Origin of the sequence: Metasolibacillus sp., assembly GCF_025291715.1 — a bacterium.
In the GTDB taxonomy this organism is placed as follows: domain Bacteria; phylum Bacillota; class Bacilli; order Bacillales_A; family Planococcaceae; genus Metasolibacillus; species Metasolibacillus louembei.
Genome location: NZ_JAMBIZ010000026.1, coordinates 1 through 23437, shown reverse-complemented (window position 1 = coordinate 23437; position 23437 = coordinate 1). Strand labels below are relative to the sequence as shown.

Sequence of the window (23437 nt, the reverse complement as noted above, 5' to 3'; positions counted from 1 at the left end):
TTAACAAAGGGTGACAGGAGGAAATTATTTATGCAAGAATTATTTATAAGATTGGATATGGATGGGCATTGGAGAGGTGCTGACCACCGTTCTAGTATTCAAGGGGTTGCAGAAGAAGGTTTTTGGGAAGAGGGTGTTAGTTGTTACTCTCTTAAAGAATTATATAGACTAGAGGCGATGGCTGATTTATATGATTATTGGATTAATTATGCGTCACTTAACGTAAATGATATCGAACGTTGCAATATACAAGTAACTATTTTCGAAGGCGAAATGTTGAATAGTTCAGGAATGAATGGAGAAGATTTAGCTATTTGCCACAAAACTATTGTTCAATTTGACGCGAAGGAACTTTATGTCAAATGGAGAGAAATTGAACAACGATGGGAAGATGATATGCAAACAGAAGCGTCATTCGGAAAAGAATATATCAAGGAAAATGCAGAAGAAATATTCTCTATTATACAAAAACACTTACCAACACAGATATAGGCAGGTGAAATATATGTACAAATATACTAACGAGGATTTATTGAATAAAATAAGAGAATACCACAGAATTTATGGGAAAATCCCAAGAAAAAGGGACATCAGAGAGAACCAAGCAATTTCAAAGCGGTTTGGTTCTTGGAATAATGCTATTGAACTCGCGGGGTTTAAACCCACCCGCAAAAATTGGACAAAAGAAGAAATTATTAAATTGATAGATGAACAAATTGCACTTAATGGTCGTCCATTTACAAGACAAGAAATATTAAGTGACAATACACTTTTTTCTTACGAGAATTTCAAGTCTTACTTTGGGTTTTCGTACCTGAAATATGCGGAATCTTTAGGATACAGTGTAAATCAAATACGTTTGGTTGATAAACAGTATCTAAAAATGGATGATGAAGCCTTTTTAGACGAAATTTCGAAAGAACTAAATCGAATTAAGTCCAATCATTTACGTACATTTGATAAAAAAAGAAAAAAAGGATTTCCAGCTTCGCGCTATATACTATCACGGTTCAGGTGTAATTGGTCTGAATTATTAGAATCACTTAACCTGAAAGCAAATAAGAAATATCTTTCTAAAGAAGATTTTGTCGAATGGTTTCTAACAGAAATAAACAAATTAGAAACTATACCATCTTCGACTTATTTAATCAAAAACCATTCCTTTTTTTATTCTTGTTGCAAAAAATATTTTAAAAATTACACAAATATGTGTAAAGAATTAAATATAGATCCACCGTTTCTCACACCTACTACGGTGGTTCATAATAACGAAGAATTGCTGGAACTTTATCATGATTTTTATAAAAAAATCGGGCGTATTCCAACAACTGACGACTTAGACCATTCATCAGATATTTATAATTCCGATGTTTTCATAGTACGCTTTGGTACGATGAATCGTTTGAGAGATTTGGCAAATGTTCCAAAAATCAAAAAAACGCGACTGTCTTTAATAACAAAAAAGGAAGTCGAAGAGGAGTTAAAACGTATTTATAAGAAATTTGGAAAAGTGACATATAAAGAATTAGAAAACCTTAGCGAGTATCCTGTTACAACAATTTTCCGCAAGTTTAATAAAACTAATATGGAAGATGTTTGGAATGAAATTCATGAAAAAAATGGAGGAAAAGCAAAATGACAAAGACAATAAATGATTTTATGACGATTGTTGAAGCTGCCGAACGGTATAATATAAATCCACAAACATTAAAAAATAAATTCAAGCCTTCTGTTGTTGGTCAAGAGAAAATCGACGGTTGGGTTTCAGAAGGTCTTATTCGTTTATCCTCTAAAACGTGGATACTATCTACAGAGTTTATGGAACAAATATCGAAAAATTGATTTAATAAATAGACTTAAAAAACAAATAACCCCGCCCTCCACAACGGAAAGGCGGGTTTAAATTTATTTACTGTCAACAATCGCTTTAGCTGCTAAACCTAATAAATCATCATTTGTAATTGTTTTATTTTCTAGTTTTGCCATCCACACTTCTTTATTTGCTCCTGCTTCAATAGCGGCTTCAACAATCATCTTCCTGCGTGCTGCGCTTGCTAGTGTAGTTTCTGTTTCATTTTTTAATGCTGGACTACTAAATTCCATTGTACGCACCTTCTTTTCATTTAATTTTACACCAACATGTAATGCTAATTCCGTTGCAATTGCTTGGCATAACGCTTCAAAATGTTCGTTATATCCAACTACATCGCTTACGCTATTCACAAAACAAACTTCCAATAAAATGGACTGTGGAAGGCTATTTAAAAAATAAAGATTATCACGATATTTAGCACCGCGATTGGGAACGTCCATAGCATTAGCCATGACGCCGCTAAGCTTGCTTGACAGGGCTTTTAACGCTCCACCTTTGTATAACACCTCTGTGCCGATTGCTCGCTGTTGACGTCCAGTAGATGCGTTAAAATGCACACTCACATCGAGCTTGCGAGAAGTTTTTTTATGCTCATTAACTAGATACGTTAAATTTTGCTGTTGATTTTTTGAAACATTATCCTCAATGTAATTAGCTTGCACACCGCCCTCACGCAATATAGCTACTACACGCTTCGCGACTTTACGAGCCTCTGTTACCTCGTCTATAATGTCCCTTGCGCCTGTTCCGACTGTCCAGTGACCAGGTGAAATTGTAATCATTATTTATCCCCCTTACGCATTAAACCTTTGAAAAACTCAATAAATGGGTCCATGCTTTTATCGTCATCAGCTAACTTGAAATGATTTAAAATCGAATTAATCTCACTTAATAAGTAACCGATGTATAACACATATAATGCACTAATCCCCAACGGCTCAGGCATTAATAAAGCCACTGGAATTGCATATACAAGTACGATAAATAAAATAAGCTTGCGAGCAATTCCGAATATCGCTTTAGCGCTGCTAAAATCTACTTTTTTATTAAACTTGGCATTAAGCCAGCCAATTGTAAAATCTATTAAATTTGCACTTAAAATAAGCGCTAAAATATAGATTAGTTTTGTATCATCAGATTCCAAAAAACGTTGCAAATACTCAATCATATCCATAAACCTCACCCTTCAATTTGTATTTTTAATAATAAAAGCCCTCCACAGAATAGTTGTGGAAGGCAATAAAAATAACGCTAGTCATTTGACTGCGTTGCTGTTGTTGGCAGCACACTAACAATAATATGCTTGTTGATGATTGCTCCGCCAATATTGACAAAAGTTATACTTTGATTATTTAATGTCGCTGTAAAAACATCAGCGTCAAACTCTGCATTTGTTAAATTAATTACCTGCCCATTGTTTAGCTGTACTTGATAATCCACGTTTCTCATGCTCCTTTTAATTAATTTCTACTTGCCCTAAATAGCTTCCGTTTTGTCTAAAAGTCATATATTTTTTACCACCACTCGTACTATAAGACATTGTGTAACCATTAACACTATTAGCATTGTCAACTGATAGTCCCACTGTATATGCTGCTGAAAAATCGACTTGTCCATGAAAGCGAGTGAAAGCACCAATTGAGGTTCTGCTACCAATGTACAACTCCCCGCCATCAAGCTCTTGTATTTGATTCTGTCCAAATACAATCGCCCTATTACCACTGCCTCGTAAGTATAAATTATTACCGATTAGTACATCACGATTTACATTAATATTTGTCGCACCACTGATATCGCCATTGACCATGACTGCGCCATTTAGATTGATTTTGTCGGCATTGATTGTAGCAACACCCGGTGTCAAGTTAATGTCCGTTATACTTCCGCCTTTATCAACTTTTAAATTAATACTAGACTGCATGACACTAATACTTGCATTAGTATTTTGTTCTAAATTTGATACTGATAATTCAATTGCATTTGCACGCACATTGATAGCAGCTACTTCATTTGTGATGCGATTGTTTACAGATAAATTTATGTTATCTGCTTTAATATCAACTGTAGCAATAGATGTATTTAATTGCTCAACTTCAAGTGTAATACGTTCATTTGTTTGAGTGATTGAGCTTCTAAATTCCCCTTCTGCTTCCTCTATTTTTTCATTGAGTTCTTCTTTTGTTTCATCAATGTATTCATTGGTATCACCGATTTTTTCTTCATGGTCTGCCAAAATATCCTCTGACGATTTGGGCAAAGAGTTACCAAATACTACGCTTGATGTAATCAATTCGCCATCAATTAAAACTTTTGTTTGCTTTAATATGCGCGTGGACATCTCGACACCTAACGGCTCATAAATCAGCCATACACGCTCGCCGTTTGCCCTTGATACTAATTCGGGTATGGTTGTTTCGATTGCCAATTGTGGCTCGTCCTGTAGCTTGCTTTTAATATAATTTAATAAAGCTGTAGCGTCTGTAAAACGTTCGTCTTTTACAGGTTCTTCTTCCCTCACTCCGAAAATTGATGAGTTAGGGGACGTATACTCGACCGTTAAGCCGTCCTTACCAAAGCCTTTTATATACGTTGCCAAGTTAGTTGTGTCCTCTTGTAAAACAATTGATGATATATTGTGTTTATAACGGTATTGATAGTCGTTGTTGCCGCCAATTTCTTTAGCAAAATGCAGTTTTTTATTTGGCAAAATTTCAAACTCAACCTCATGCGCCTTGCATATTTTTTGCACTAACCTAACCACATTATCATTGCCAAATGAGCGTATATAATTTGTGACGTTTGCTATAGCTGCATCTACTGTAAACGTCCATCCTGTACCACCTAACGCAAAATTCAGATGATTATTTAATGTGTGGCTACCCTCAAATGTGCCATGCTTAAAAGTCTTTAAATGGTCATAAAAAATACTTAACGCTGTGACTGTTTTGCTATGCGCATTGTCATTAAATACTTTAATTCTAAAATCGTTGCCGTCCACAGTTATGACACTCTCTGACTGCAAAATATCATAAGCAGGATTGTCATGTGGAAATGTAGTAAAAGACACTGTATAAGTGCCTTCTACGTCCTGCTCCATTTTAAAATCTGTACCTATATTTATTAAAGGCTCAACTTGCGAGTTATCTAAACTAGTAACATAAAACAATTTATCACCGCCCTTCAAATGAAATAGCCTCCCACAATACCAATGTAGAAGGCTGATAAATATTTGATATTAAGTTGTTAATTTGTTTACTACACATAATTGGACTATGGTGTAGTTGGTGGCTGATAATCACCAGCTAGAAACTCGACACCGCTGTCCGCTAAATGCTCATACACTTGTGGTTTTAGCGTGCTTGGTACTGCCTCAAACTCCAATTTCATTAAAATAACTCGTTGTGCTAGTAATAATGCCATCATAAAATCATCTCCTATTAGTTTTATTAATATTTTTTGTAATAAAAAACGGAACATCATGAGTTAATCGTCAGAATAATTTCTGTCAATACTTCCTCGTGAAATTCCGTTTGTTCTACTAGTGCTGCATTTTGCGCTTTTAATAATTTGTTTTCTTGCTCTAACTGTGTCATTCGTTCCTCAGCAGTTGGTGTTGGTAAAATTGGTGTCGGATCGTGTGCATCGATGATTTGTTGCACTAAATCCATATCTGTATCATCCGCAAAAGTAAAATCACCATAATCCCCATAATTAAAAACGGGGTATGGATAAATGCCATTATAATTTAACTCTGTATGCAATACACCAACATTTACTCCGTTTATCCTCATGATAAATCCGCCACCTTCGTAATTACGACATTACTAATACTTAGTATATCTAATGCGCTGCCACTCGATTGGATAGCCACCAGCTCTAATAACGTATTTGTAGTTAATGTTCCTTTGAATTTTGCTTGTAGGCGAGTAGGTGAAGCCCCTCCAGTAGCATTAACAGTGACGGAAAATGACGCACTGTGGGGTTGTACATATCTAAATCCTGTCGCATTTGGACTAAAGTGTACATTTAACAGGATTTCATAAATACCGCTTTTAGTAATTTTAAGTTTATTATTTGTGCCATCCCAAACTAAAAAATCGGCTCCATTACTCAAACTTAATGATGATAGCGCCAAATAAGTTTCACTGTTGTTTACACTACTTTGATTCGCAGGCAACTTTGCGGTTGCAAACATCTTAGTATTGTCCAAATGTGTATTAACTACATCCTCTAACGATGTCAAATCTGCATTGTTTGCTTTTGCATCTAATGCGCCTTGTAGACCATTAATATTAGCGATACCTACATCGACATTGCCGTTTTGGTCAGGCAATTGATCATTAACGGTTTGTACTGCCCCTTGACCATCTAACCCCCTGCGAGCAATTAAAATCCAGTCTGTGGTTGTGGTTGGTATAGATGTTACTCCATCGTGTTTAGCCTGGTATGTGCTACCCTCATGCGTTACAAAATTATTACGATTGTAAATTGTACCGCTTTCGTATGGCACAGCTTGTCCCCAGCCAGCAATAGCATCTGCTGCACTCTCTGCTCTTTGTGCTGCATTGTCTGCGTCTGCTTTCGCTTGCTGGGCGTCTTGTGCTGCTTGATTAGCGTTTGTAGTAGCATTAATTGCTCCTGTGGTTGCTTGTGTCGCATCTGTAATACTTTGCTCTAGTGACGTTTGCAATTGCTCTAAATCACCTTGCAACGCTGTCATATCACTGATTAATTGCGTAGCGTCTGCTGTTGCTTGATTAGCCGCGTTTGCCGCTTCGGTAGCGGACGTGGTGGCGGCAACCATATCGTCAATTAATTGTGTTGCGTCACTTAATGCTGTTTGTAAATCTGCTAATGTTGCATCTGCATTATTTACCGTATCAGTGATACGTTGTATTAACTCATCTACATCATTATCGCCTGCTAGGATATTTATTTGACGTTGTAAGTTATTAAAACGATTTAAAATATCCTGCCATGTTGCATTGATATTGTTACGTTCTTCCCTTGTTATTGGCGATTGAGTATTATATAAAGTCATGCTTCAAACTCCTTTCTTACATGTATAAAAACTTAAAATCAAAAGCGATACTCGTTAAAGTACCGCCCTCCACAGTTATATTGTTTTCACCTTTTGCTAAAGTGATTAGCCTTTTATTTGTGTCTTTAAATACTGATACACCGTTTTTAAGTGTACGTATACCGTTTATAACGAGTGTGTCAATCGCTGTTAATGCGCCATTGTATCGGTATACATCACCTGTTGTATTGTTTTTTATTTGCAAATACGATGCTGCTGTTGCCTTGATTGTAATTTCGATCTCATGCACTCTTGGATCGATTGGTATGTTGCCTATATTGTTGATAATAAAATTATTGGCACTATGGATATACTTATAATCTTTATCCCAATCTAAGCCCATGCCCCAACCCCATAAATCAACGTCCCATTCTTTATTACTGTGGAGGGCTAAAGATGTGCCGATTGATTCTGCATATTCGTTTACGCATATAAAATTAATTGAAAACTTATTTAATCGTGCATACTCACCGACAATATCAATGTTATCAGCCATTGTTACGAGCCATCGTTTAAATGGCAATTTTTTATTGATAATATAGAAAGTTTCTTCACGGAAAAACAATTCATTCAATTCATCACGTAACAAATAAAAATCAATCACATCATACGTTTTAATCATAAAATCAGCGCGTAACGAACGTTCTTTTTTATCGACACTTGTCAATATCGGCGCTCTGCCGTCCACAGATTGAAAGGAGGGAGAGCGTGATACTGACGGCACAAACGGCTTTAATAATTTGCAATTATATTGCTTTTCTAAATCAATTTGTTGACCATTTAAAAATTCAATTATCACACCTTCACCCCTCTCGTCATTGCTCTCACATTGGCATTTCCGTATTGATTACTAGACACGAACGGCGTTACAACCTCTGCTACTACACGTCCATCTAACACGCTTTGTACCACAATTGTGGAAGGCATACTAATGTTTGATTGAGCGTTTAAAGCACTTGCAATATTATTTAATGTACTGCCATATAAGCTATTAAAATTACCACCTGTAGGCATTGTAGCGACCTCTACAGGACTTGTAATAGCTGTTGCTAATTTTTGTCCAGCAGTCATTACATTACGCAACTTATCATTAACACCAATCTCAAAACCTTTGGCTAGGTTGCCAGCTACAAAATCACGCATCCATCTTGATGGCGAATGAATATCAAGTGACTTTTGAATAGTGTTTTTAATAGTCTTTGCCATAGTTTCCGCTTGCTTTTGCAAAGCACCGTCCATTGATTTAAGTCCATCTAATAAGCCTTGTCCTGCATTCTTGCCGACTTGGTGTAATGTCTTTAATTCCTCGTCAGTTCCACCAACAACTTTTTTAATGGCGTTCTGCCACTCTACATTTAGTGTTTCAAGCTCCTTGTTAGCAGCATTACGCATTTCACTAATTTGCTGTTGTGTTTGCTGTTTCAGTGGCTCCATTTCTTTAATAGCTTGCTCACGTGCAAGTTTTGATTTTTCTTGATAGTTTTGTTGGTAATTTTTTAATTCGCTATCAGTCATGGAATTTAAAGCTTTTAATTCCTCAATTGCTGACGGACCCATAGCCTTCAATTCGTCAAGAAGCGTTTTAGTAACTTTCCTGCGCTCTAATTGATTGAGTTGATTCGTCCACTCTCGTAAAGCTTGTACTTGGTCATTTAAGTTTTTAGATAGCGTTTCGGACGTTACAGCTTCACGTTGCTTCACTTCTTCGAAAAGACCAAACGACTTAACAATATCTTGATAACGACTTTCTACAGCATCGTTATATTCTTTATTTAAACGCTGCTCATTTTGAATTAAATCATCATTAATTTTTTGAGAGCGATTTAAGAAATCATTATTCACACTTGTAATTGCATCATTAATGCGTTTTACATTGTCTTGATATTGCTTACGTAACTCAACATTTTCAGCAGAGCCAGTCTTAAATTGCTGATATGCCGCACGCCAATATTGCGCTTCGTCAATCAAGCTCAACTCGTTGGCTTTCTTTTTGTCGTCCACAAACTTCTTGACCGCTTCAAGCTTTTGTTTGTTGAGTTCTTTTTCTTTTTCAACCATACTAGCCCATGCTTTATTGTTGATTTCCGTAAGCTTTCCATGCATTTCCTTTTCGAGTTCAGCGATTTTTTTACCATTTGCTTTTTTCATATTGCTACGTTTTTTAGCATATGACTGTTGTATTTTTGTACGGTCAGCTTCCGCTTTATCAGCAATTTTTGCAACTTCTGCCGCATTGGCTTTAGCCGCATTCGTCATAACTGCTGTTACATCTTTGATGGCTTTTTCGTTTTGTTGTTTTGTACTTGCTACACCAATAGCCATACCTGCGCCGATTTGTTTACCCACTTCATCCCTAAAAACTCGTGATGGTGATTTAATCTTTAATAATGATTTTGCTTTATTAATCACTCCATCTACGACACCTGTTACGGCTTCAATTGCACCGACAGTCATTTCCTTAATTCCATTGATAAGACCTTTTATTAAATCTTTCCCGGCATTAAACATTTTAGTTGTTGTGCTTTTTACAACATTAACAACGCTAGTCATAATATTTTTGATTGTGTTTAATATGATATTAAATCCATTTGTTACAACTGTTTTAATTGCATTTACTGTCGTAGTAAATATTGTTTTAATTACATTCCAAACTGTCGTAACGACGGTTTTTATTGTATTCATATTTAAGTTTATTACATTTTTTATTGCATTAAACGCTGTGGTAGTAACTTTAGAAATAGCACCTGTAGAGGAGGTAAATAAATTTTTAATTGTCGTCCACAGTGATGTGAATAGACCGCTGAAACTTGCTGCAAATGTCTTTAAACCACTTAACAATTTACCAAAGAACATCAATTGAGCAATGTTCCAAATAGCTTGTACAGCGCCCGAAAGGAATTGTTTTACACCTTCCCAAAGTCCACTCCAATCTCCAGTAAATGCACTAGCAAACATTTTAACAAGTCCAAGTATTACATCTAAAACACCTTGAATTGTTCCCTTTATAGCATTCCAAATTTGCTCAATAACAGTTTGAATAACAATCATAGCCGTTTTGATTACTGCGCTAATAACAGGCATTACAGCGTCAATTACAGCCTTTATTGCCGTCCACACATTTAATGTGGCTTGCTTTATTTGCTCGCCATTTTCATTCCAAAATTGCGTGATTTGTTCCCATATATTTAATACAAAATCCTTTATTGTTGTCATGACATTTTGAATAATATCCATAGCAGCACTTAATACATTATCAACTACATTTCTAAACCCTTCAAAATGTTGATAAGCTGCCACCATTGCAGTACCAATACCTACAACAGCCGCAATAGCCAACCCAATAGGACCTGTTAAAGCCGCAAACGCCATTTTGAGCACCGCCAATAATCCACCTGCGTTCGCAATTGCTGTAGACATAGCGCCAAATGTGGTAACTATTGTACCAACGGAGGAAATTAATGTTCCAATAACAACAAGTACAGGACCAATAGCCGCTGCAATTCCTGCTATGATTAATAACATTTTTTGTGTGCTTTCTTCCATTTTTGCGAACTTATCTATCAATGGTGAAATAGCGTCCATTAAAGATATAACTACTGGAATTAAAATTCCTCCGATTGTTATACCTAAATCTTTAACTTTGTTCCACATGATTGTCATTTGTGAAGCTGTCGTTTTATAACGTTCTTCAGCTTCTTTATTCAAGGCATTATTTTCTTCCCAACCGACATTAGATGTTTCAACTGCATCTGCAAATAATTCAGCAGCTCCACCGGCTCGTAATAAAGCATCTCGTAATTGGATTTCCGTAATACCCATTTCTTGAAGCATGTTAATAGCTGTTGTACCTGCTTCTTCTGCGTTACCTAAACCATTAACGAACGCGCCAATTGCCCCTACAGCGTCAGTCTCAAATGCTTTTTTAAATTCTTGCCCTGTCATTCCGGCAATTTTAGCGAAGTTTTCTAAATCCGCCCCCGATGAAACTAATTGAGAAAACTCTTGTTTAGTCATGCCTAAATCTTCTGCAAGGTTACCGAATGCTTTCCCACTGTGCGATGCCATCATTTGCAGATCGCGTAAAGATAGCCCTGTGGAATCCATAATCGCTTTTAATTTATCCGTACTAGACGTTGCCATTTGCATGTTAACCATGACACGCGAAAAGGCACTACCGCCCATTTCTGCTTGAATACCAACCGATGTTAATGCAGCGGACAAACCTAAAATATCCGCTTCACTTAATCCGACTTGCGCACCGGCACCGGCTAAACGTAAAGCCATTTCAGTAATTTCGGATTCTGTCGTAGCAAAGTTGTTCCCTAGCGCAACGATGGACGAACCTAATTTATCAAAATCAGCTTGATTCATTTTCGTGATATTTGCCAATCGTGCTAATGCGGTCGCTGCTTCATCGCTACCCATATTAGTAGCTGTGCCAAGCTTTACCATCGTTTCGGTAAAGCTAAGAATATTTTCTTTTTGAATGCCTAATTGCCCAGCCGCTTCACCTACTGCCGCTATTTCTGTAGCAGCGGTTGGCATACGTTTTGCCATATCACGAATACCATCCGATAATGCTTGGAATTCTTCTTCTGTAGCGTCAACCGTTTTGCGTACGCCTGCGAAAGCTGATTCAAAATCAACTGCTGCTTTAAATGCTCCTGCTCCTAGTGCAACAATTGGCGCTGTAACTTTCATTGATAAATCTTTACCAATGCTTGACATTTTGTCGCCAACAGCTTTTAATTTATCGCCCGCCGACTTCATTGTTTCGCCAAGCTTATTCCATGATGATTGTGAGCGTGCTAAAGCATCTTCTTGACGCTTTAACTCTGTTGTCACTTCTGACAATTCACGTTCTGTACGCTGCATTTCCGCATTTGCTTTATTAAGCTGTACTGCTAGTTTTTCAGCTTGCGTTGAGTTCTCACCATACTTTGTTTTCGCATCTTCATAAGCCTGCGAAAGCTTTTTAACCTTTGTAGCTTGCCCTTCAAGCAATCGACTGTAAGCGTCTTGTTTTTGTTTTAAAGCGTCTATAGACGCGCCCCACTCTTTGCCTTTGTTTTGTAAGCCACGTATCTCTTGTCCTATCGCTTGCAATGTGCGATTCATTGACGCTACCGACCGCTCGAATTGCGCATTATCTAAACTCAACTTGACGGATAAATTACCTACCTCAGCCATTTTATTTCACCATCTTTCTACAACTGGATTTGGTCTATAAACACTTTGCTAGCTTGCTTTTTCTCTTTCTTCCAACGATTGAAAATGCAATGTCTATCCCAAAGTGCTAATAGCTTGCGTGGTGTTGTCCTCCACACTGTTGATTCCTGCATGCGTAAATGCACAGTTCCGATGTATATAAAAAAATCCGCTGGCCACTCACTGTTGCCTTGCGGACTGTTTACTTTCCCTCTACCTCATCTGTGGAGGGCATAGCATTGTTAAATGCTTTCTCTAATGCCTCTGTAATCATAAATAAATTTTGCATATCAATGAGTGCACCAATTTCACGTTCAGTCATTTTTTCGTTTTCGCCATTCGCAAGCGCAATATGTAATAGCGTGCGAATTTTAGAAAAGTCCTTATCTAAGTTATTAAATGCTGTATCAAAATCACCGAATTTTTCTTGTAAATCACACAGCGCGTTTAAATCAAATTTGACCTCGAATTCCTTTTCTTTTAATTTGATTTTTACGCCTTCATCTCTCATAATTGTTGCTTTGCTAGCCATTTAAATCGCTCCTTTTTATAAAAATACAAACAAAAAAGAGAGTGAATAAATCACCCTCTTACAATTAATTTTTAAGGCTCTGGTGTTACCTCTGCCTCTGCACCTGTATAAACCTTTGTAAACCAATTTGCAATAACGTCTGCATTTACGCCCTCATCGTCCTCATCAACAAACATACGCTTGATACCGTTACCTTGTGCATTTTTAACAATGTCACTGTGGACGAATACGCCTGTGATAGATGGTGTGTTGTACTCAATAGATTCGCCTTTTGTTTGGTATGATTCTTCTGGCAACTGGAACGTGCCTTTTAAAAACCAAAAATAACGGTACTTGCCGTTTGATTTTAGCGAGCGAAACGCTAATGCTACGTTTGGTGCAACGTCGCCTGTAGAATCAACTACAACACCGTCTGCATTGGTTTCTTTGCCTAATAAATCTGCATAAATTGCATTAGCGATAGCGTCCACAGTAAAGGAAATTTCTGTTTCGCCTTCCGCCGATGCTGATTCTGCCGCTCCATCATCTGCATATAAAACAGCGTTAGAAGTGTTTGGTGTAACAGTCGCCTCAATTGCTTTTGCTAATTTTTTAATTGGATTTGTAAACGCCGTTTCTACATCTGTAGCATTTGGCGCAATGATTGTATAATGAATATCCGATAAACCGATTAATACTCCTGCCATAATTAAATAGCCTCCTTGTCATAATAAAAGCGATAGGCTTTGTGATACGTCTTTGTGTCCTGTTCGAAATTCTCGAAAAAGGAATGACGTATAAAGCCTACCGCTTGTAATTTTGTTTTTACTTGCTCTGCCAATGATTCAATGTCACCTTTGCCCCAAACGTCCACTTGTACGCTGTGCCTTGTAACCTGTTCCGAATCATCAGCTAAAATTGTCCCTCGCTCGTTATAGCGAAAAAATGTTATATATGTTTGTTCTGTGCCTGTGTAAACCATATACATGACAGGCACGCCCAAAGGTAGTAATGCGTCACGTATGGTTTTGTTAATGCTCATAAGCGCATCCTCCTTTGTAATTCTTGTTTCATAATTTCTATGATTCGATTCATTTCGTTTTCAAAAGTTGGGCGAAACCACGGTCGAGCGCGCATCTTTGAAGTCCCATACTCGTGGAAATAGAGATAAAAGGCATCGTTATTTTGATTACTCAAACCGACCGCAAGTGAGCCGTCCACAATCTTACTATCAATTACTATTGATTTTTCCGACTTACCCGAACGCCTTTTGAAACCGTAATTGTACACATTTTCTTCTAACTTTTCTTTTAGGTATTCAGCGCCTTTTTGTAAAACAGGCTCTTGTATACTATCAGAATCTAGTCGCTGTTGTAATGCCCTTTGTAGCTCTTCTAAGCCTGTAAAATCAACTCTCATACCATCACCTCTAAGGCTTTCTTACAACTGCAATAATGGTCAATGTATTTTGCATTTCATCATCGTTTAAAACGGCTTGTATATCGTAAATACGCGATTTGAATAAGATTCGCTGTTTAGCATTCAAGCCGTCTACATAGCGCACTATAAAGCGATAAGTTTCTGTATTAACTTCCGCTGCCGCTTTAATGACTTCCGAGCCTTTAACCGTTTTGATTTTTGCCCACAGTTTACATTTTGTTTGCCAATCCTCTACAGGATAGCCGTTATCATTGACCGTTTCGACAAACTCTTGTACTTCGATTCTATTTCGCATTTCTCCACTGTTTAATTTCTGCTGTTCAACAATCGGCTTCGGAATACGTTTCATTCTTCTTTTTCCTCCATCGCCTTTTCAATTGATAGATTTACAATTTGCGTTAAAAAATTATCGGAAAAATGCTCTAGTACATCGTTGTAAACATAGCGCGAGCGCTCGAATACAAGCTCTTTAAAGCGTTCACTAGTGTTTATATCATAATCACCGCAAACGGCTTGTAAGTCCTCTGTGGACGCTTTTAAGATGCGAATTAAATTATCGTCCTCATCATCACCAAGCTTCATGCGCTCTTTAAATTCGATTAAAATTTCATTGCTAATCTGTATCATTATCATCACTCGTTTCAGCAACGATGAAAATTGAATTATATTTATTTTCCGTTGTAGACAGTTCATTCAAGCGTGCTTTTGTCGCTCGTTTGCCCTCCACAGGATAATAGTCATTGACTTCATAAATATGTCCGCCGTGTTTCACCTCTTTAAAGCGCTGTACGACCTTATATTTCTCTGCCACTATCTATTACCTCCTTTCAAATTAAAAACGCCTAACACCCAAAATTAAGGTGTTGGCGTAGACGTATTGAATTGAATATCTAAGTCATAAAGCAAAGCTGTTTTGTTGTCCTTTGGCTTACCATTAGCGAATTGCTTGATTGTATAAAGCATTGCATCTTCGATAGCTAATGTTTGATCAAATTTATTCAATTTGTAGCCACCAGCAATAGCAGCTAAATAAGCGCCTTTGACAAAGAACAGTGCTTTCTTTTCTGGAATTTCTTCGGATTCAACCACTTGGATGTTGTAAGGTAAAGCAGTTACCCATTGACCGTTGGAAGTTTGAATTGTATTTCTAGCTTGAACTGAAATTGCGTCAATTGGATTTACTAACATCACTACTTTATTTAAAACTTTTCGAGCTTTACCTTTTTCATCTGTTGACAATGCTTTAATTACATCATGTAATTCACCAGAAACAACTTCGCCAAATTCAGATGGCGCAAAAGTTAATGTACCCGATGGAGTTTTATCAGTAACCGCACCTGTTGAAGAATCAACATTTTTCATTAAACCAATTGGTTCATTTTGTGCTGGACCACGACCATTGACTAAACCATATTCTAAGCCCACCGAATACGATTCAACTAATAGTTCGCGTACATAACGTTCAACATATTCTGGCCCAAGCTCCAACATATCTTTTGGAATAGCTGCAAAAGCTGTAAGTTTTAATTGACCAATTTGCTCTTCGCGGAATGCTGCGTTAACTTGACCTTTAATTTCACCGAACAAAGCACCCCATGCGTATGTCTTTGTTGGGTCAGAATAAATAAAACGTGTAATAGCCCCTAAGTCTTGTAACCCAATTACAGTAAGTAACGGATGTTCTGTAACTAAATCTTCAAATACACGTTCTTGTGTTGTAATTGGTAAAATTGTATCTTCCTTAAATCCACCTTCAAGCACGACTGCATTGAAGAATTTACGCTCTTCGGATGTTAATACGTTTTGCCCACGTGCAGATAAAATTTGAGCATCGTGAACTTCATTTCTAGCTTCATTTGCAATTTGTTCTGTTAAATCAGTTTGCAAAGCAGCAAACATTTCATTAAATGCAACTTCTAATTCTTCGGGAGTTGAATTTTCCGCTTTCACTAAATCCATATAAGCTTGTTTTTTTGCATTAAAATTTTCCATTTTACCTTTTAGTTTCATAACCATTAATGATTACCTCCGATTTTAAGTATTAAAAAAAGAACCCTTTACGTTTAGCCGCTACTTTCGGCTGTTCAACAGGTTCTTCTTTTGATTGATTTAATTGTGTTTGTAAGCTTGTAACTTGCGATTTCAAGTTATTAATCTCTTGCATTAATTCCTCGTTGCCCTCCACAGTTGAAGAAGTGGTAGCGAGCGCATTATTAAATTCTTGTGCTTTATTCGAGAAAATTTCCGATTCAACTTCCTCTGCCTTGCCGTCAATAATTTCATCAATAAAGCCATATTCCTTAGCGGTTTTTGCTGACATATATTTTTCTTCATCGAGCAGTTGTTTCACTGTTTCTTCTTCTACACGATGTGTATATGACGCTAAAACCGATTCGCCAATGCTCTCTAAATCGTCAGCAATTTTACGCAATTTTTTTGCATTGCCTGCCGCATAAGTCCAAGCATGATGTACCATTAATTGAGTATTGGAATACATTTTTACTACATCGGCACCCATCGCTATGATTGATGCTGCGCTCGCCGCAATACCTGTAATAATAACTGTTACCGTGCCTTTATGCGCTCGCAATGTATTCATGATGTCAATTCCCATAAAGACATCGCCACCGTATGAATTGATTTCGAGTGTAATATCCTCGTCCTCTTTAATATTGCGCATTTTGTAATTAAAATCGTAAATTGTGCCATTCCATGAAGTTATGTCGCCTTTGATTTTATGCTTCATTATTCTTTCTCACCTCCTTCAACGGAATCTAATTCTTGATAGTTTTTTGTAAAGTAATGCTTGTTCAATCGCTCATCTGTGGATGGCTCATCACCTAACATTACACGTACTTCATTCGGCGTGTACACCATACTAGCAACAAGCTTGTCAATCGCTGTAGCAAGCTCCAATGGACTTAATTCAGTCACGCCATGTATACCGATTCGCTCGCCGTTCATGTAGTCGTCACGGTCGATTAATTTTGCGTTAAGCTCATCCCTAATTTTTTTAATCAATGGCTCGATACAAAACTTGATATAAGCTTTTACAGCCGTTTCGTATTCTGCCATGTCACCATGTATTAAAGTTGCTGGAATGCCTAAAATATTTGCTACATGGCTTGTCAAATCCTTTTTAAGCTTCCCTAATTCTTCTACCGAGCGACCTTCATTTTTTACACCTTTTGTAATTTCCTCATAATTGAAACCTTTAATTTGTGGAACGATTGCAAATGCTTTTTTTCGGAAAGCATTAAACATTTTATCAATAAAGCCTTCTAATTGATTTCGCTTTTTATCATCCAATGATGTATTTCCATCAACACCAGCAATCGCACGGATTTGATTTGCATACATATTCGTTTCAATCATTCGGCTAAATAATTCAGTGTAATCTTTAAACATGCCATCTAAAAAGCGTGTGAATTTTTCGTTATTGTATGAAATATGAATAACTTCGCTCATTTCAAATGATTTTTTAAACTCATATCCTTTTACAACAACATTTTTAAAAATGTCAGGATATACAGCGTACTCCACACGATTAAAACTATCGGCAATTAGCAAGTCATTATTGTCACTCAAAATCACAAGCACTTCATTTTCATGCAATAATTTATAAACAAAATCTTGCCAAAAATCCGCTGCGCTTTGGTCTGTATTCGGACGCACATTAAGTAAGTAGTCCCAATCGCTTTTAGCTTTTTTTCCATCTTTAGTAAAACGAAATTCAGCCAAAGAAATGGTTCGCCCTATAAAATTGATACATGTTTCAATTGCTGTTTTCTTTAAATAAGCACGCTGTTCAATGTCAATACCGAAAATATCAAAATCCCACATTTCAGCAGCTTCTTTTCCGATTTCTCTATTGCGAAAAATAGCATCTAAAATTACCCCAATACCTCACCCCCTTTACTAAAATGTGATGCTGTCTAAGAAATCAAGTACGCCGTCCACATCGGTGTCCTCTAAATCGCGCGAACCCCACACGCCGTATAAAAACATCATAAAACCATCTGTTTTACGTTTTGTTTCCTCTTTTTTGCGATATACCTTATTTCCGTTAGGTAGCCGCTTAACAAGCACGTTATTCGTGTACCAACGCATTAGTGGATTGTTCCCGAATATTACTTGCTCGTTTTCAAAAGCAATTTCAATTCTTGGTGCTAACAATCCGCTTGCCGCATCAGGATTTCGTATAACTTCAACTTCAAAGTCCGCCGCTTCGAACAACGGTTTGAGAATATCCATTTTGAAGTTATCACCGATGATTTTTTTAATGTTCCAGCCTTCATCGCGCCTATCAACAAACCACTTGACAACTAAATGCGGGTCCATAGTTTCAATGTCCAGGACACTTAAAAGACCATCGTTTTCCCATTCGCGAATTGGAGCAAATTTTCGATGGTCCTTCTTATTGTTGTTTTCAGCTTTCTTCTTACTATAAGCGTAATGTTTGTCTGCAAATGGTTTACATACGTATGAGTGTGTTAATTCCTTTGGCACGATAAAATTGTCACTCTTTAAAAATAACAATCCCATTGCAACAAAATCTCGAACAGCAGCATAGTCTAAGCAGCCAATACATTCGCGTTTTTTCAATTCATCCAAATTGTAAGCTTGGTCTGTAGCCTTGATTTTCTCCCAACTTGTCACTGATTTTTCTAAGTCAACTTTCGGTAAATTCATACGCTTTGTTATAAATTCCTCATAGCCATCGGGGTCATGTTCCAACTTGTTATATTGCTTCATAACCGTTTTAAACAACGTTTTTGCATATGTCGTTAATGGCGGGTGAAATTGCGAATTTGCCTTTTGCCACATTTCAGAATTATGCATTTCTGCTTCATCATCTAAATTACACATAAACGCAAAAAGACCATCATCGCGTATGCTGACATGGCCATCTAAAATATTATCTGCTCGCTCAATTAATTTGTCTGAAAACCCTTCACGTACATAGCCATCCGAGCCAACATAAAATATCCGAGGATTCGGCACTTTACCAAGCCCCGATGTAAATACGTTTACAGTGGATGAGTTTTCATATTGGTGAATTTCCTCAAAAATTACACAGCCATCACGCAAACCATCTTTCGTTGATGCGTTGGAAGTATGATATTGAAATACTGATTTCGTGCTACGTGATTCAATTAATGCTTTTTTATTAACAAAATGCTCTTTCAACGTGTCGTCTTTATCAATGGTGTTGTAGACCTCTGTAAACGACATTTTCGCTTGCTTTTCACTATTTGCTACGACTGATACATTATAATTATCAATGCCGTGTAAATCGCTGATAAAGTAATTTGCTAATGTCGATATACGCCCCGTTTTACCGCCGCCACGTCCTTCATAGTCCAAATGTTCATCAAACACCAAAGAGCCATCATTATAATATAAAAAAATAAAACACGTCTTAAATTTTTGTGTCAACGTGAGTGTGAAGTAATACTTTTCAGTAAATGTAATATAGTTTTCGATTTGTTCATTATCAAAATACATATCATTCGCTGTTAAAATATCACGCTCTATCAACTCAATTAATTTAATACGCCGTTTATTTAAAATTATTTTGCCGTCACGCCATAGCTTAATATATTCATCAATGTACTTATGACTAATCAAATTAAGCTCGTCCTACCTTTGTCCTCCACAGTTGAGGGGGCAGTGGCAGCAGGCTCACTTTCAATTTTTATTCCGAGTGCATCTTCTAATTTTTCAATCTCTTTGGAAATTGATAACTTTGTCGCAATCGCTGGATGCTGTTTCAAAAAGTTTTGCGTACCGTTTTCAATCCTTATAGTCGTTCCATCTTTATCAATATCAGTGTCGCAACTTAAATCAATCTTTAAAAATCTTATATAGCGATGGACTTTCGATAATTTTATTGGGTCATCAGCGTGACGTGCTAATAAATCTTTTTCAATTTTCTTTATACCTTTTTCCACATATACCCTCCTCCCTCCAAATGTGATATTTTTAGGATTTATTTTTAGACAAACGACTGCCTCCCCGGTCCGTAGGGTTTCAAAAGTCGCTCATCCTACGAATGGGGGGTATTATATTTTTACTTTTTACCACTTTTCATCATCAAACCATTTATTTTTTTTGCCATCAAACCTGTTATGTCGCTTGTTATGACATGGCTTGCATAGTGTTCGTAGGTTATCTAATTCAAGTGCAAGCTCTGGATGATGTTCTATTTCCTTTATGTGGTCAACTTCCAGTACAGCGTCATGTTTAGTTGTAACTTTGCCTTCCTCGGCACACCATACACATTCATGGTTATCTCGTTCGAGTGCTTCCAATCGTAATGATTGCCAAGCGGATGATTTATAAAATGCAATTTGTTCTTGCTTTGTTTTGTATTGCATTAAGTATCACCTTCAAGCTCAATCAATTCATTGTTGTATCGTTCTCTTGCTTTCTGTATTGCTGTTAGAAATTTATTCAATTGATGTCTGCGCTTAGTGTGTTTGCATATAGACAACGCCATCTCAGTTCGTGCTATACGTTCATCGAAAGCATTTATGATGTGTCGGACAACAAGTGTTCTAGGTATTTCAAACATCATTACCCCTCCTTAATTTTTAGCAAATGGTAGTTTAATATTTGCTGGTGGTCTTTCTTTCGCTGTCCATGACCTTACAATTCTGTCGCTTTCAATGTCTGATTGTGCGAAGTAAGCTGATGGACTTTTAATTCCTAACATTCGTTTTAATATTGGTTTAATCATCGTTTTGCCCTCCACAATTCATAGTTAATTGCATAATAAAAAGCCGCAAGCAATCGCTCACGACTTTGTATAAATTATTCGATGTTATCAATTTACATTGTTTTTTTGCGTAATTCGCTAGTTGGCACAATTACGATTTTATATTGTTATCAATATAAATCTGATAATTTCACCATCTGCTCGTATTGTTCTCCATTTTCATCTTCAAATATAACATCTGCTGTACTGTCTGTATAAATTCTTTTCAAAATACCTCGTTTATTTTTGTAACGTACTGTTGTGCCGTCTGCTTCTCCAATTAAAATCTGTAATTCTTTTTGCAATTTATAATATAATTTTTGCTTTTCTTCAATTGCTCGAAAGATATTCATCACACCCACCCCAATCTTTTAGCTGTTTCGTCAATCAATGCATTGCGTTTGCGTAGTACACGTTGCACACTCATATATAGTTCGTCTGCTACGTGCGACCACTCATAACAGTTGTTACCCTTATCCCAATAACGCATATGGACTATTGTTTTTTGGTCATCGTCAAGGCTGTGATATGTGCCTTCCACAGCTTGAATAATCTTTTTTAGATGTTGGTAGCGCTCGTCATTTGTAAGAATCATAGCTTTATTAGCTGTCGTATCACTGATTCTATTTGACTTTCCCCCACCGATATTTTCATCTTGCTTTTTATTTTCGAGCAGTTCCCATTCACGAAATTTTAAGTCCTTGCGATATTGGTCAATATTGAGCCAATATTCTTCAATTGCTTTATTTTGTACTGTCGATAATTTGCTCATGCTATTACCTCACTAGATTTTCTTTTTTCCATCGCCAAAGTGTAGCAACACTAATTCCATGCTTTTTCGCAATCGCCTTATCAGACATTTTTTCATCTTGATATGTTTTGTATTGTTCAATTGTGATATGCGCCTGTTTGCGTTCATTGTAACCACAAGCTTTTTTTATATTTAAAACTTCATACAATGGAATGTTATACATTTTGGCAATTTTCTTATCTGTTAATTTTTGTGCTTTTAATCTCAAAAAATTTGGTACATCAAGATTATTTCTGTAGGATTGTAGGTTTTTAATTCCATTCTTCCTTTCCCACGTGCGCAATTTTTCAATTGTTGTATTAAATTCAATGGCTAATGATTTCCTTGTCCTTCCTTTTCGTAAAAACTCGATATAGTCACTTTTAGTTACCACAAATGATTTTGTAATAATTTTATCTTTCGTAAATGTCGTTTTTGTTTTCTCTTTAGTAAGCGAAAGTAATTCCAATCCGCATTTTTGTAACTCTTTACATACTTCGCATTTTGCATATTCAATCGCCGACATACAATCGCATAATTTTAAAAGTGTATTAATACGGTCTAATATTTCCATACGTTTTTGACGATTAGGCATTTACCTCACCCCTCAAAATAATCACTTGTCCATGGTTCAACTTCGATAATTGCGTTTTTGATTCCCTCTGCAAATTCTGCAATTTCAACCTGCGCACCATTACCCTTTTTGCGCTTACTATAAAATTCAAGCCATGCTCGCAAGTTGCCACTGACAACCAGATTACAAGCAGTAGCATTCGGTAATACTGAACGCGCATCTTCCTGTGGTATTCCAAACTCTATCATTTGGTCATACATCTTTTGAATATCACTCATGCATTGCTTATAAAAAGTTTGGATAGCACCACCTGTGTTATGTCGTTCGTCATATACAACCTTACCTGATTCTTCAATTGTTTTTGGTGTTACATAATCAAACCCACCCGAACGCGAATCGCTACTAAACTTGTTATAACGTTGAGATTGCACACTGAATGATAATTGTCGATGGCGTGTTAATTGAGCAAGTAAGGCACGCGATACGCCTTCCGCAGCGAAAGTAAAATGGATATGTTCCATTGTCGACGTGTGCTTTGATTTCATAATATGGTCAAATAAACGTTTGCCTTCTTTGCCTTTATCACCAAAATACTTTTCTGATTCAGTTTCAAGCACTTCTAAGGCTGTTTTATGTGAGTAACATTGGCGGATAGCGGCTAATGCCACTACCTGCCCGTCAACGATGTTATTTCCTACTAATGTAATAAAATTGTTTTCTGATAATTTCAGGTACATATCTGTTGACAATTTTGTATGCGCTAATAACGTAATATTCATTATTTGCCCTCCACAGATAAGTCACTAGATTTAATGAATACACCATCAACCATTTTCCCTGTGCGTCCTTTAATTTCGTCATAGGCGCATTGTAAGCATTCATGCAAATACATTTCATGTTGCTGAGCTAATATAATAAGTGTCACTACTACATCCCCGATGCCATCTTGTAAAGCTTCCATGTCATTACGAGCTAACGCAGCAGCTACCTCACCAACTTCCTCTACCACTTTCAAAAATTGTTTACTAGATTCTGCCTTATCCAATCCTTTGTTGATTGACCATTGTTCTACTTGTTTGATTAATTCGTTCATTTTCTTTTCCTCTTTTCATTTTATTTACTATTCATTTTGGTCATTGTGCTTCTTAACTACAGCCCACACATGCCTTCACACTCGTTCGCCCATAAATCAATCTCTAAT

The 23437-nt window shown here is 36.8% G+C and carries 32 protein-coding genes; 3 read left to right on the top strand and 29 right to left on the bottom strand.

The window, feature by feature from the left end:
• The first annotated feature begins 30 nt into the window (after positions 1–30).
• Genes M3Z76_RS14655 through M3Z76_RS14645 form a run of 3 tightly spaced genes read left to right on the top strand, consistent with a single transcriptional unit; the run spans position 31 to position 1842 of the window.
• Positions 31–492, top strand: coding sequence for a hypothetical protein (locus tag M3Z76_RS14655; protein WP_293928308.1), 462 nt, complete (start codon positions 31–33; stop codon positions 490–492).
• A gap of 13 nt (positions 493–505) precedes the next feature.
• Positions 506–1639: a homing endonuclease associated repeat-containing protein gene (locus M3Z76_RS14650; protein WP_293928310.1), complete on the top strand. Its 1134-nt coding sequence runs from the start codon at positions 506–508 to the stop codon at positions 1637–1639.
• Positions 1636–1842 (top strand): helix-turn-helix domain-containing protein, encoded by a 207-nt coding sequence (locus M3Z76_RS14645; protein ID WP_293928312.1) that lies wholly within the window; start codon positions 1636–1638, stop codon positions 1840–1842. The genes M3Z76_RS14650 and M3Z76_RS14645 overlap by 4 nt, the downstream gene beginning before the upstream one ends.
• Positions 1843–1905: 63 nt before the next feature.
• On the opposite strand, the gene M3Z76_RS14640 is transcribed toward M3Z76_RS14645, so the two are convergent.
• From M3Z76_RS14640 to M3Z76_RS14500, 29 genes are all read right to left on the bottom strand, one after another.
• A complete protein-coding gene (locus M3Z76_RS14640; RefSeq protein WP_293928314.1) occupies positions 1906–2655 on the bottom strand; it encodes an N-acetylmuramoyl-L-alanine amidase in 750 nt (249 codons plus the stop codon).
• Complete coding sequence (locus M3Z76_RS14635; RefSeq protein ID WP_293928316.1) at positions 2655–3047, bottom strand: phage holin family protein; 393 nt, start codon at positions 3045–3047, stop codon at positions 2655–2657. The genes M3Z76_RS14640 and M3Z76_RS14635 overlap by 1 nt, the downstream gene beginning before the upstream one ends.
• 77 nt (positions 3048–3124) lie before the next feature.
• Complete coding sequence (locus M3Z76_RS14630; protein ID WP_293928318.1) at positions 3125–3313, bottom strand: hypothetical protein; 189 nt, start codon at positions 3311–3313, stop codon at positions 3125–3127.
• A 16-nt stretch (positions 3314–3329) separates the two neighbouring features.
• A complete protein-coding gene (locus M3Z76_RS14625; RefSeq protein ID WP_293928320.1) occupies positions 3330–5057 on the bottom strand; it encodes a phage tail spike protein in 1728 nt (575 codons plus the stop codon).
• Positions 5058–5143: 86 nt separating this feature from the next.
• Positions 5144–5296 (bottom strand): hypothetical protein, encoded by a 153-nt coding sequence (locus M3Z76_RS14620; RefSeq protein ID WP_293928321.1) that lies wholly within the window; start codon positions 5294–5296, stop codon positions 5144–5146.
• A 53-nt stretch (positions 5297–5349) separates the two neighbouring features.
• The gene (locus tag M3Z76_RS14615; RefSeq protein WP_293928322.1) at positions 5350–5664 is read right to left on the bottom strand and encodes a hypothetical protein; all 315 of its coding nucleotides are present in this window, start codon (positions 5662–5664) and stop codon (positions 5350–5352) included.
• A complete protein-coding gene (locus M3Z76_RS14610; protein ID WP_293928324.1) occupies positions 5661–6914 on the bottom strand; it encodes a hypothetical protein in 1254 nt (417 codons plus the stop codon). The genes M3Z76_RS14615 and M3Z76_RS14610 overlap by 4 nt, the downstream gene beginning before the upstream one ends.
• Positions 6915–6930: 16 nt before the next feature.
• Positions 6931–7752: a phage tail domain-containing protein gene (locus M3Z76_RS14605; RefSeq protein ID WP_293928326.1), complete on the bottom strand. Its 822-nt coding sequence runs from the start codon at positions 7750–7752 to the stop codon at positions 6931–6933.
• Positions 7749–12143 (bottom strand): phage tail tape measure protein, encoded by a 4395-nt coding sequence (locus tag M3Z76_RS14600; RefSeq protein ID WP_293928328.1) that lies wholly within the window; start codon positions 12141–12143, stop codon positions 7749–7751. The genes M3Z76_RS14605 and M3Z76_RS14600 overlap by 4 nt, the downstream gene beginning before the upstream one ends.
• A gap of 220 nt (positions 12144–12363) precedes the next feature.
• Positions 12364–12693: a hypothetical protein gene (locus M3Z76_RS14595; RefSeq protein WP_293928330.1), complete on the bottom strand. Its 330-nt coding sequence runs from the start codon at positions 12691–12693 to the stop codon at positions 12364–12366.
• 71 nt (positions 12694–12764) lie between these two features.
• A complete protein-coding gene (locus M3Z76_RS14590) occupies positions 12765–13379 on the bottom strand; it encodes a major tail protein (RefSeq protein WP_293928332.1) in 615 nt (204 codons plus the stop codon).
• 2 nt (positions 13380–13381) lie between these two features.
• Positions 13382–13714 carry a gp17 family tail completion protein gene (locus M3Z76_RS14585; RefSeq protein WP_293928334.1) on the bottom strand — a complete coding sequence of 111 codons (333 nt, stop codon included), beginning with the start codon at positions 13712–13714 and terminating at the stop codon, positions 13382–13384.
• Positions 13711–14091 (bottom strand): HK97-gp10 family putative phage morphogenesis protein, encoded by a 381-nt coding sequence (locus tag M3Z76_RS14580; protein ID WP_293928336.1) that lies wholly within the window; start codon positions 14089–14091, stop codon positions 13711–13713. Before M3Z76_RS14580 ends, M3Z76_RS14585 begins: the two co-directional genes overlap by 4 nt.
• Before the next feature lie 10 nt (positions 14092–14101).
• Positions 14102–14461: a phage head closure protein gene (locus tag M3Z76_RS14575; RefSeq protein WP_293928338.1), complete on the bottom strand. Its 360-nt coding sequence runs from the start codon at positions 14459–14461 to the stop codon at positions 14102–14104.
• Complete coding sequence (locus M3Z76_RS14570) at positions 14458–14745, bottom strand: hypothetical protein (RefSeq protein ID WP_483310174.1); 288 nt, start codon at positions 14743–14745, stop codon at positions 14458–14460. The genes M3Z76_RS14575 and M3Z76_RS14570 overlap by 4 nt, the downstream gene beginning before the upstream one ends.
• Positions 14726–14923: a termination factor Rho gene (locus M3Z76_RS14565; protein WP_293928339.1), complete on the bottom strand. Its 198-nt coding sequence runs from the start codon at positions 14921–14923 to the stop codon at positions 14726–14728. The genes M3Z76_RS14570 and M3Z76_RS14565 overlap by 20 nt, the downstream gene beginning before the upstream one ends.
• A gap of 44 nt (positions 14924–14967) precedes the next feature.
• Positions 14968–16128 (bottom strand): phage major capsid protein, encoded by a 1161-nt coding sequence (locus M3Z76_RS14560; protein ID WP_293928341.1) that lies wholly within the window; start codon positions 16126–16128, stop codon positions 14968–14970.
• A 25-nt stretch (positions 16129–16153) separates the two neighbouring features.
• Positions 16154–16858, bottom strand: coding sequence for a head maturation protease, ClpP-related (locus M3Z76_RS14555; RefSeq protein ID WP_293928343.1), 705 nt, complete (start codon positions 16856–16858; stop codon positions 16154–16156).
• Positions 16858–17955 carry a phage portal protein gene (locus tag M3Z76_RS14550; RefSeq protein ID WP_293928345.1) on the bottom strand — a complete coding sequence of 366 codons (1098 nt, stop codon included), beginning with the start codon at positions 17953–17955 and terminating at the stop codon, positions 16858–16860. The genes M3Z76_RS14555 and M3Z76_RS14550 overlap by 1 nt, the downstream gene beginning before the upstream one ends.
• A 75-nt stretch (positions 17956–18030) precedes the next feature.
• The gene (locus tag M3Z76_RS14545; protein WP_293928346.1) at positions 18031–19743 is read right to left on the bottom strand and encodes a terminase large subunit domain-containing protein; all 1713 of its coding nucleotides are present in this window, start codon (positions 19741–19743) and stop codon (positions 18031–18033) included.
• Positions 19740–20066, bottom strand: a complete 327-nt coding sequence (locus tag M3Z76_RS14540) for a P27 family phage terminase small subunit (protein WP_293928348.1) — start codon at positions 20064–20066, stop codon at positions 19740–19742. Before M3Z76_RS14540 ends, M3Z76_RS14545 begins: the two co-directional genes overlap by 4 nt.
• 126 nt (positions 20067–20192) lie before the next feature.
• A complete protein-coding gene (locus M3Z76_RS14535) occupies positions 20193–20492 on the bottom strand; it encodes an HNH endonuclease (protein ID WP_293928350.1) in 300 nt (99 codons plus the stop codon).
• Entirely contained in the window at positions 20492–20692 is a 201-nt protein-coding gene (locus tag M3Z76_RS14530; protein WP_295656806.1) for a hypothetical protein, read from the bottom strand. Before M3Z76_RS14530 ends, M3Z76_RS14535 begins: the two co-directional genes overlap by 1 nt.
• Before the next feature lie 9 nt (positions 20693–20701).
• Positions 20702–20854: a hypothetical protein gene (locus tag M3Z76_RS14525; RefSeq protein WP_293928351.1), complete on the bottom strand. Its 153-nt coding sequence runs from the start codon at positions 20852–20854 to the stop codon at positions 20702–20704.
• 149 nt (positions 20855–21003) lie between these two features.
• Positions 21004–21225 carry a hypothetical protein gene (locus M3Z76_RS14520; protein WP_293928352.1) on the bottom strand — a complete coding sequence of 74 codons (222 nt, stop codon included), beginning with the start codon at positions 21223–21225 and terminating at the stop codon, positions 21004–21006.
• Entirely contained in the window at positions 21225–21644 is a 420-nt protein-coding gene (locus M3Z76_RS14515) for a transcriptional regulator (protein ID WP_293928353.1), read from the bottom strand. Before M3Z76_RS14515 ends, M3Z76_RS14520 begins: the two co-directional genes overlap by 1 nt.
• A gap of 4 nt (positions 21645–21648) precedes the next feature.
• Complete coding sequence (locus M3Z76_RS14510) at positions 21649–22257, bottom strand: hypothetical protein (protein ID WP_293928354.1); 609 nt, start codon at positions 22255–22257, stop codon at positions 21649–21651.
• Between the two features lie 5 nt (positions 22258–22262).
• Positions 22263–23015, bottom strand: coding sequence for an FAD-dependent thymidylate synthase (thyX, locus tag M3Z76_RS14505; protein WP_293928356.1), 753 nt, complete (start codon positions 23013–23015; stop codon positions 22263–22265).
• Positions 23015–23329: a MazG-like family protein gene (locus M3Z76_RS14500; protein WP_107838645.1), complete on the bottom strand. Its 315-nt coding sequence runs from the start codon at positions 23327–23329 to the stop codon at positions 23015–23017. Before M3Z76_RS14500 ends, thyX begins: the two co-directional genes overlap by 1 nt.
• Between the last annotated feature and the right edge of the window lie 108 nt (positions 23330–23437).

What these genes read in the sequence shown, in the direction of transcription:
- M3Z76_RS14510 (WP_293928354.1), bottom strand. Translation starts at nt 22,257, where the DNA reads ATGCCTAATCGTCAAAAACGTATGGAAATATTAGACCGTATTAATACA.
- M3Z76_RS14530 (WP_295656806.1), bottom strand. Translation starts at nt 20,692, where the DNA reads ATGATGTTTGAAATACCTAGAACACTTGTTGTCCGACACATCATAAAT.
- M3Z76_RS14645 (WP_293928312.1), top strand. Translation starts at nt 1,636, where the DNA reads ATGACAAAGACAATAAATGATTTTATGACGATTGTTGAAGCTGCCGAA.
- M3Z76_RS14515 (WP_293928353.1), bottom strand. Translation starts at nt 21,644, where the DNA reads ATGAGCAAATTATCGACAGTACAAAATAAAGCAATTGAAGAATATTGG.
- M3Z76_RS14615 (WP_293928322.1), bottom strand. Translation starts at nt 5,664, where the DNA reads ATGAGGATAAACGGAGTAAATGTTGGTGTATTGCATACAGAGTTAAAT.
- M3Z76_RS14600 (WP_293928328.1), bottom strand. Translation starts at nt 12,143, where the DNA reads ATGGCTGAGGTAGGTAATTTATCCGTCAAGTTGAGTTTAGATAATGCG.
- M3Z76_RS14500 (WP_107838645.1), bottom strand. Translation starts at nt 23,329, where the DNA reads ATGAACGAATTAATCAAACAAGTAGAACAATGGTCAATCAACAAAGGA.
- M3Z76_RS14610 (WP_293928324.1), bottom strand. Translation starts at nt 6,914, where the DNA reads ATGACTTTATATAATACTCAATCGCCAATAACAAGGGAAGAACGTAAC.
- M3Z76_RS14585 (WP_293928334.1), bottom strand. Translation starts at nt 13,714, where the DNA reads ATGAGCATTAACAAAACCATACGTGACGCATTACTACCTTTGGGCGTG.
- M3Z76_RS14535 (WP_293928350.1), bottom strand. Translation starts at nt 20,492, where the DNA reads ATGCAATACAAAACAAAGCAAGAACAAATTGCATTTTATAAATCATCC.
- M3Z76_RS14655 (WP_293928308.1), top strand. Translation starts at nt 31, where the DNA reads ATGCAAGAATTATTTATAAGATTGGATATGGATGGGCATTGGAGAGGT.
- M3Z76_RS14555 (WP_293928343.1), bottom strand. Translation starts at nt 16,858, where the DNA reads ATGAAGCATAAAATCAAAGGCGACATAACTTCATGGAATGGCACAATT.
- M3Z76_RS14550 (WP_293928345.1), bottom strand. Translation starts at nt 17,955, where the DNA reads ATGTGGGATTTTGATATTTTCGGTATTGACATTGAACAGCGTGCTTAT.
- M3Z76_RS14520 (WP_293928352.1), bottom strand. Translation starts at nt 21,225, where the DNA reads ATGAATATCTTTCGAGCAATTGAAGAAAAGCAAAAATTATATTATAAA.
- M3Z76_RS14525 (WP_293928351.1), bottom strand. Translation starts at nt 20,854, where the DNA reads ATGATTAAACCAATATTAAAACGAATGTTAGGAATTAAAAGTCCATCA.
- M3Z76_RS14650 (WP_293928310.1), top strand. Translation starts at nt 506, where the DNA reads ATGTACAAATATACTAACGAGGATTTATTGAATAAAATAAGAGAATAC.
- M3Z76_RS14620 (WP_293928321.1), bottom strand. Translation starts at nt 5,296, where the DNA reads ATGATGGCATTATTACTAGCACAACGAGTTATTTTAATGAAATTGGAG.
- thyX (WP_293928356.1), bottom strand. Translation starts at nt 23,015, where the DNA reads ATGAATATTACGTTATTAGCGCATACAAAATTGTCAACAGATATGTAC.
- M3Z76_RS14640 (WP_293928314.1), bottom strand. Translation starts at nt 2,655, where the DNA reads ATGATTACAATTTCACCTGGTCACTGGACAGTCGGAACAGGCGCAAGG.
- M3Z76_RS14580 (WP_293928336.1), bottom strand. Translation starts at nt 14,091, where the DNA reads ATGAGAGTTGATTTTACAGGCTTAGAAGAGCTACAAAGGGCATTACAA.
- M3Z76_RS14570 (WP_483310174.1), bottom strand. Translation starts at nt 14,745, where the DNA reads ATGATAATGATACAGATTAGCAATGAAATTTTAATCGAATTTAAAGAG.
- M3Z76_RS14595 (WP_293928330.1), bottom strand. Translation starts at nt 12,693, where the DNA reads ATGGCTAGCAAAGCAACAATTATGAGAGATGAAGGCGTAAAAATCAAA.
- M3Z76_RS14560 (WP_293928341.1), bottom strand. Translation starts at nt 16,128, where the DNA reads ATGGTTATGAAACTAAAAGGTAAAATGGAAAATTTTAATGCAAAAAAA.
- M3Z76_RS14635 (WP_293928316.1), bottom strand. Translation starts at nt 3,047, where the DNA reads ATGGATATGATTGAGTATTTGCAACGTTTTTTGGAATCTGATGATACA.
- M3Z76_RS14590 (WP_293928332.1), bottom strand. Translation starts at nt 13,379, where the DNA reads ATGGCAGGAGTATTAATCGGTTTATCGGATATTCATTATACAATCATT.
- M3Z76_RS14575 (WP_293928338.1), bottom strand. Translation starts at nt 14,461, where the DNA reads ATGAAACGTATTCCGAAGCCGATTGTTGAACAGCAGAAATTAAACAGT.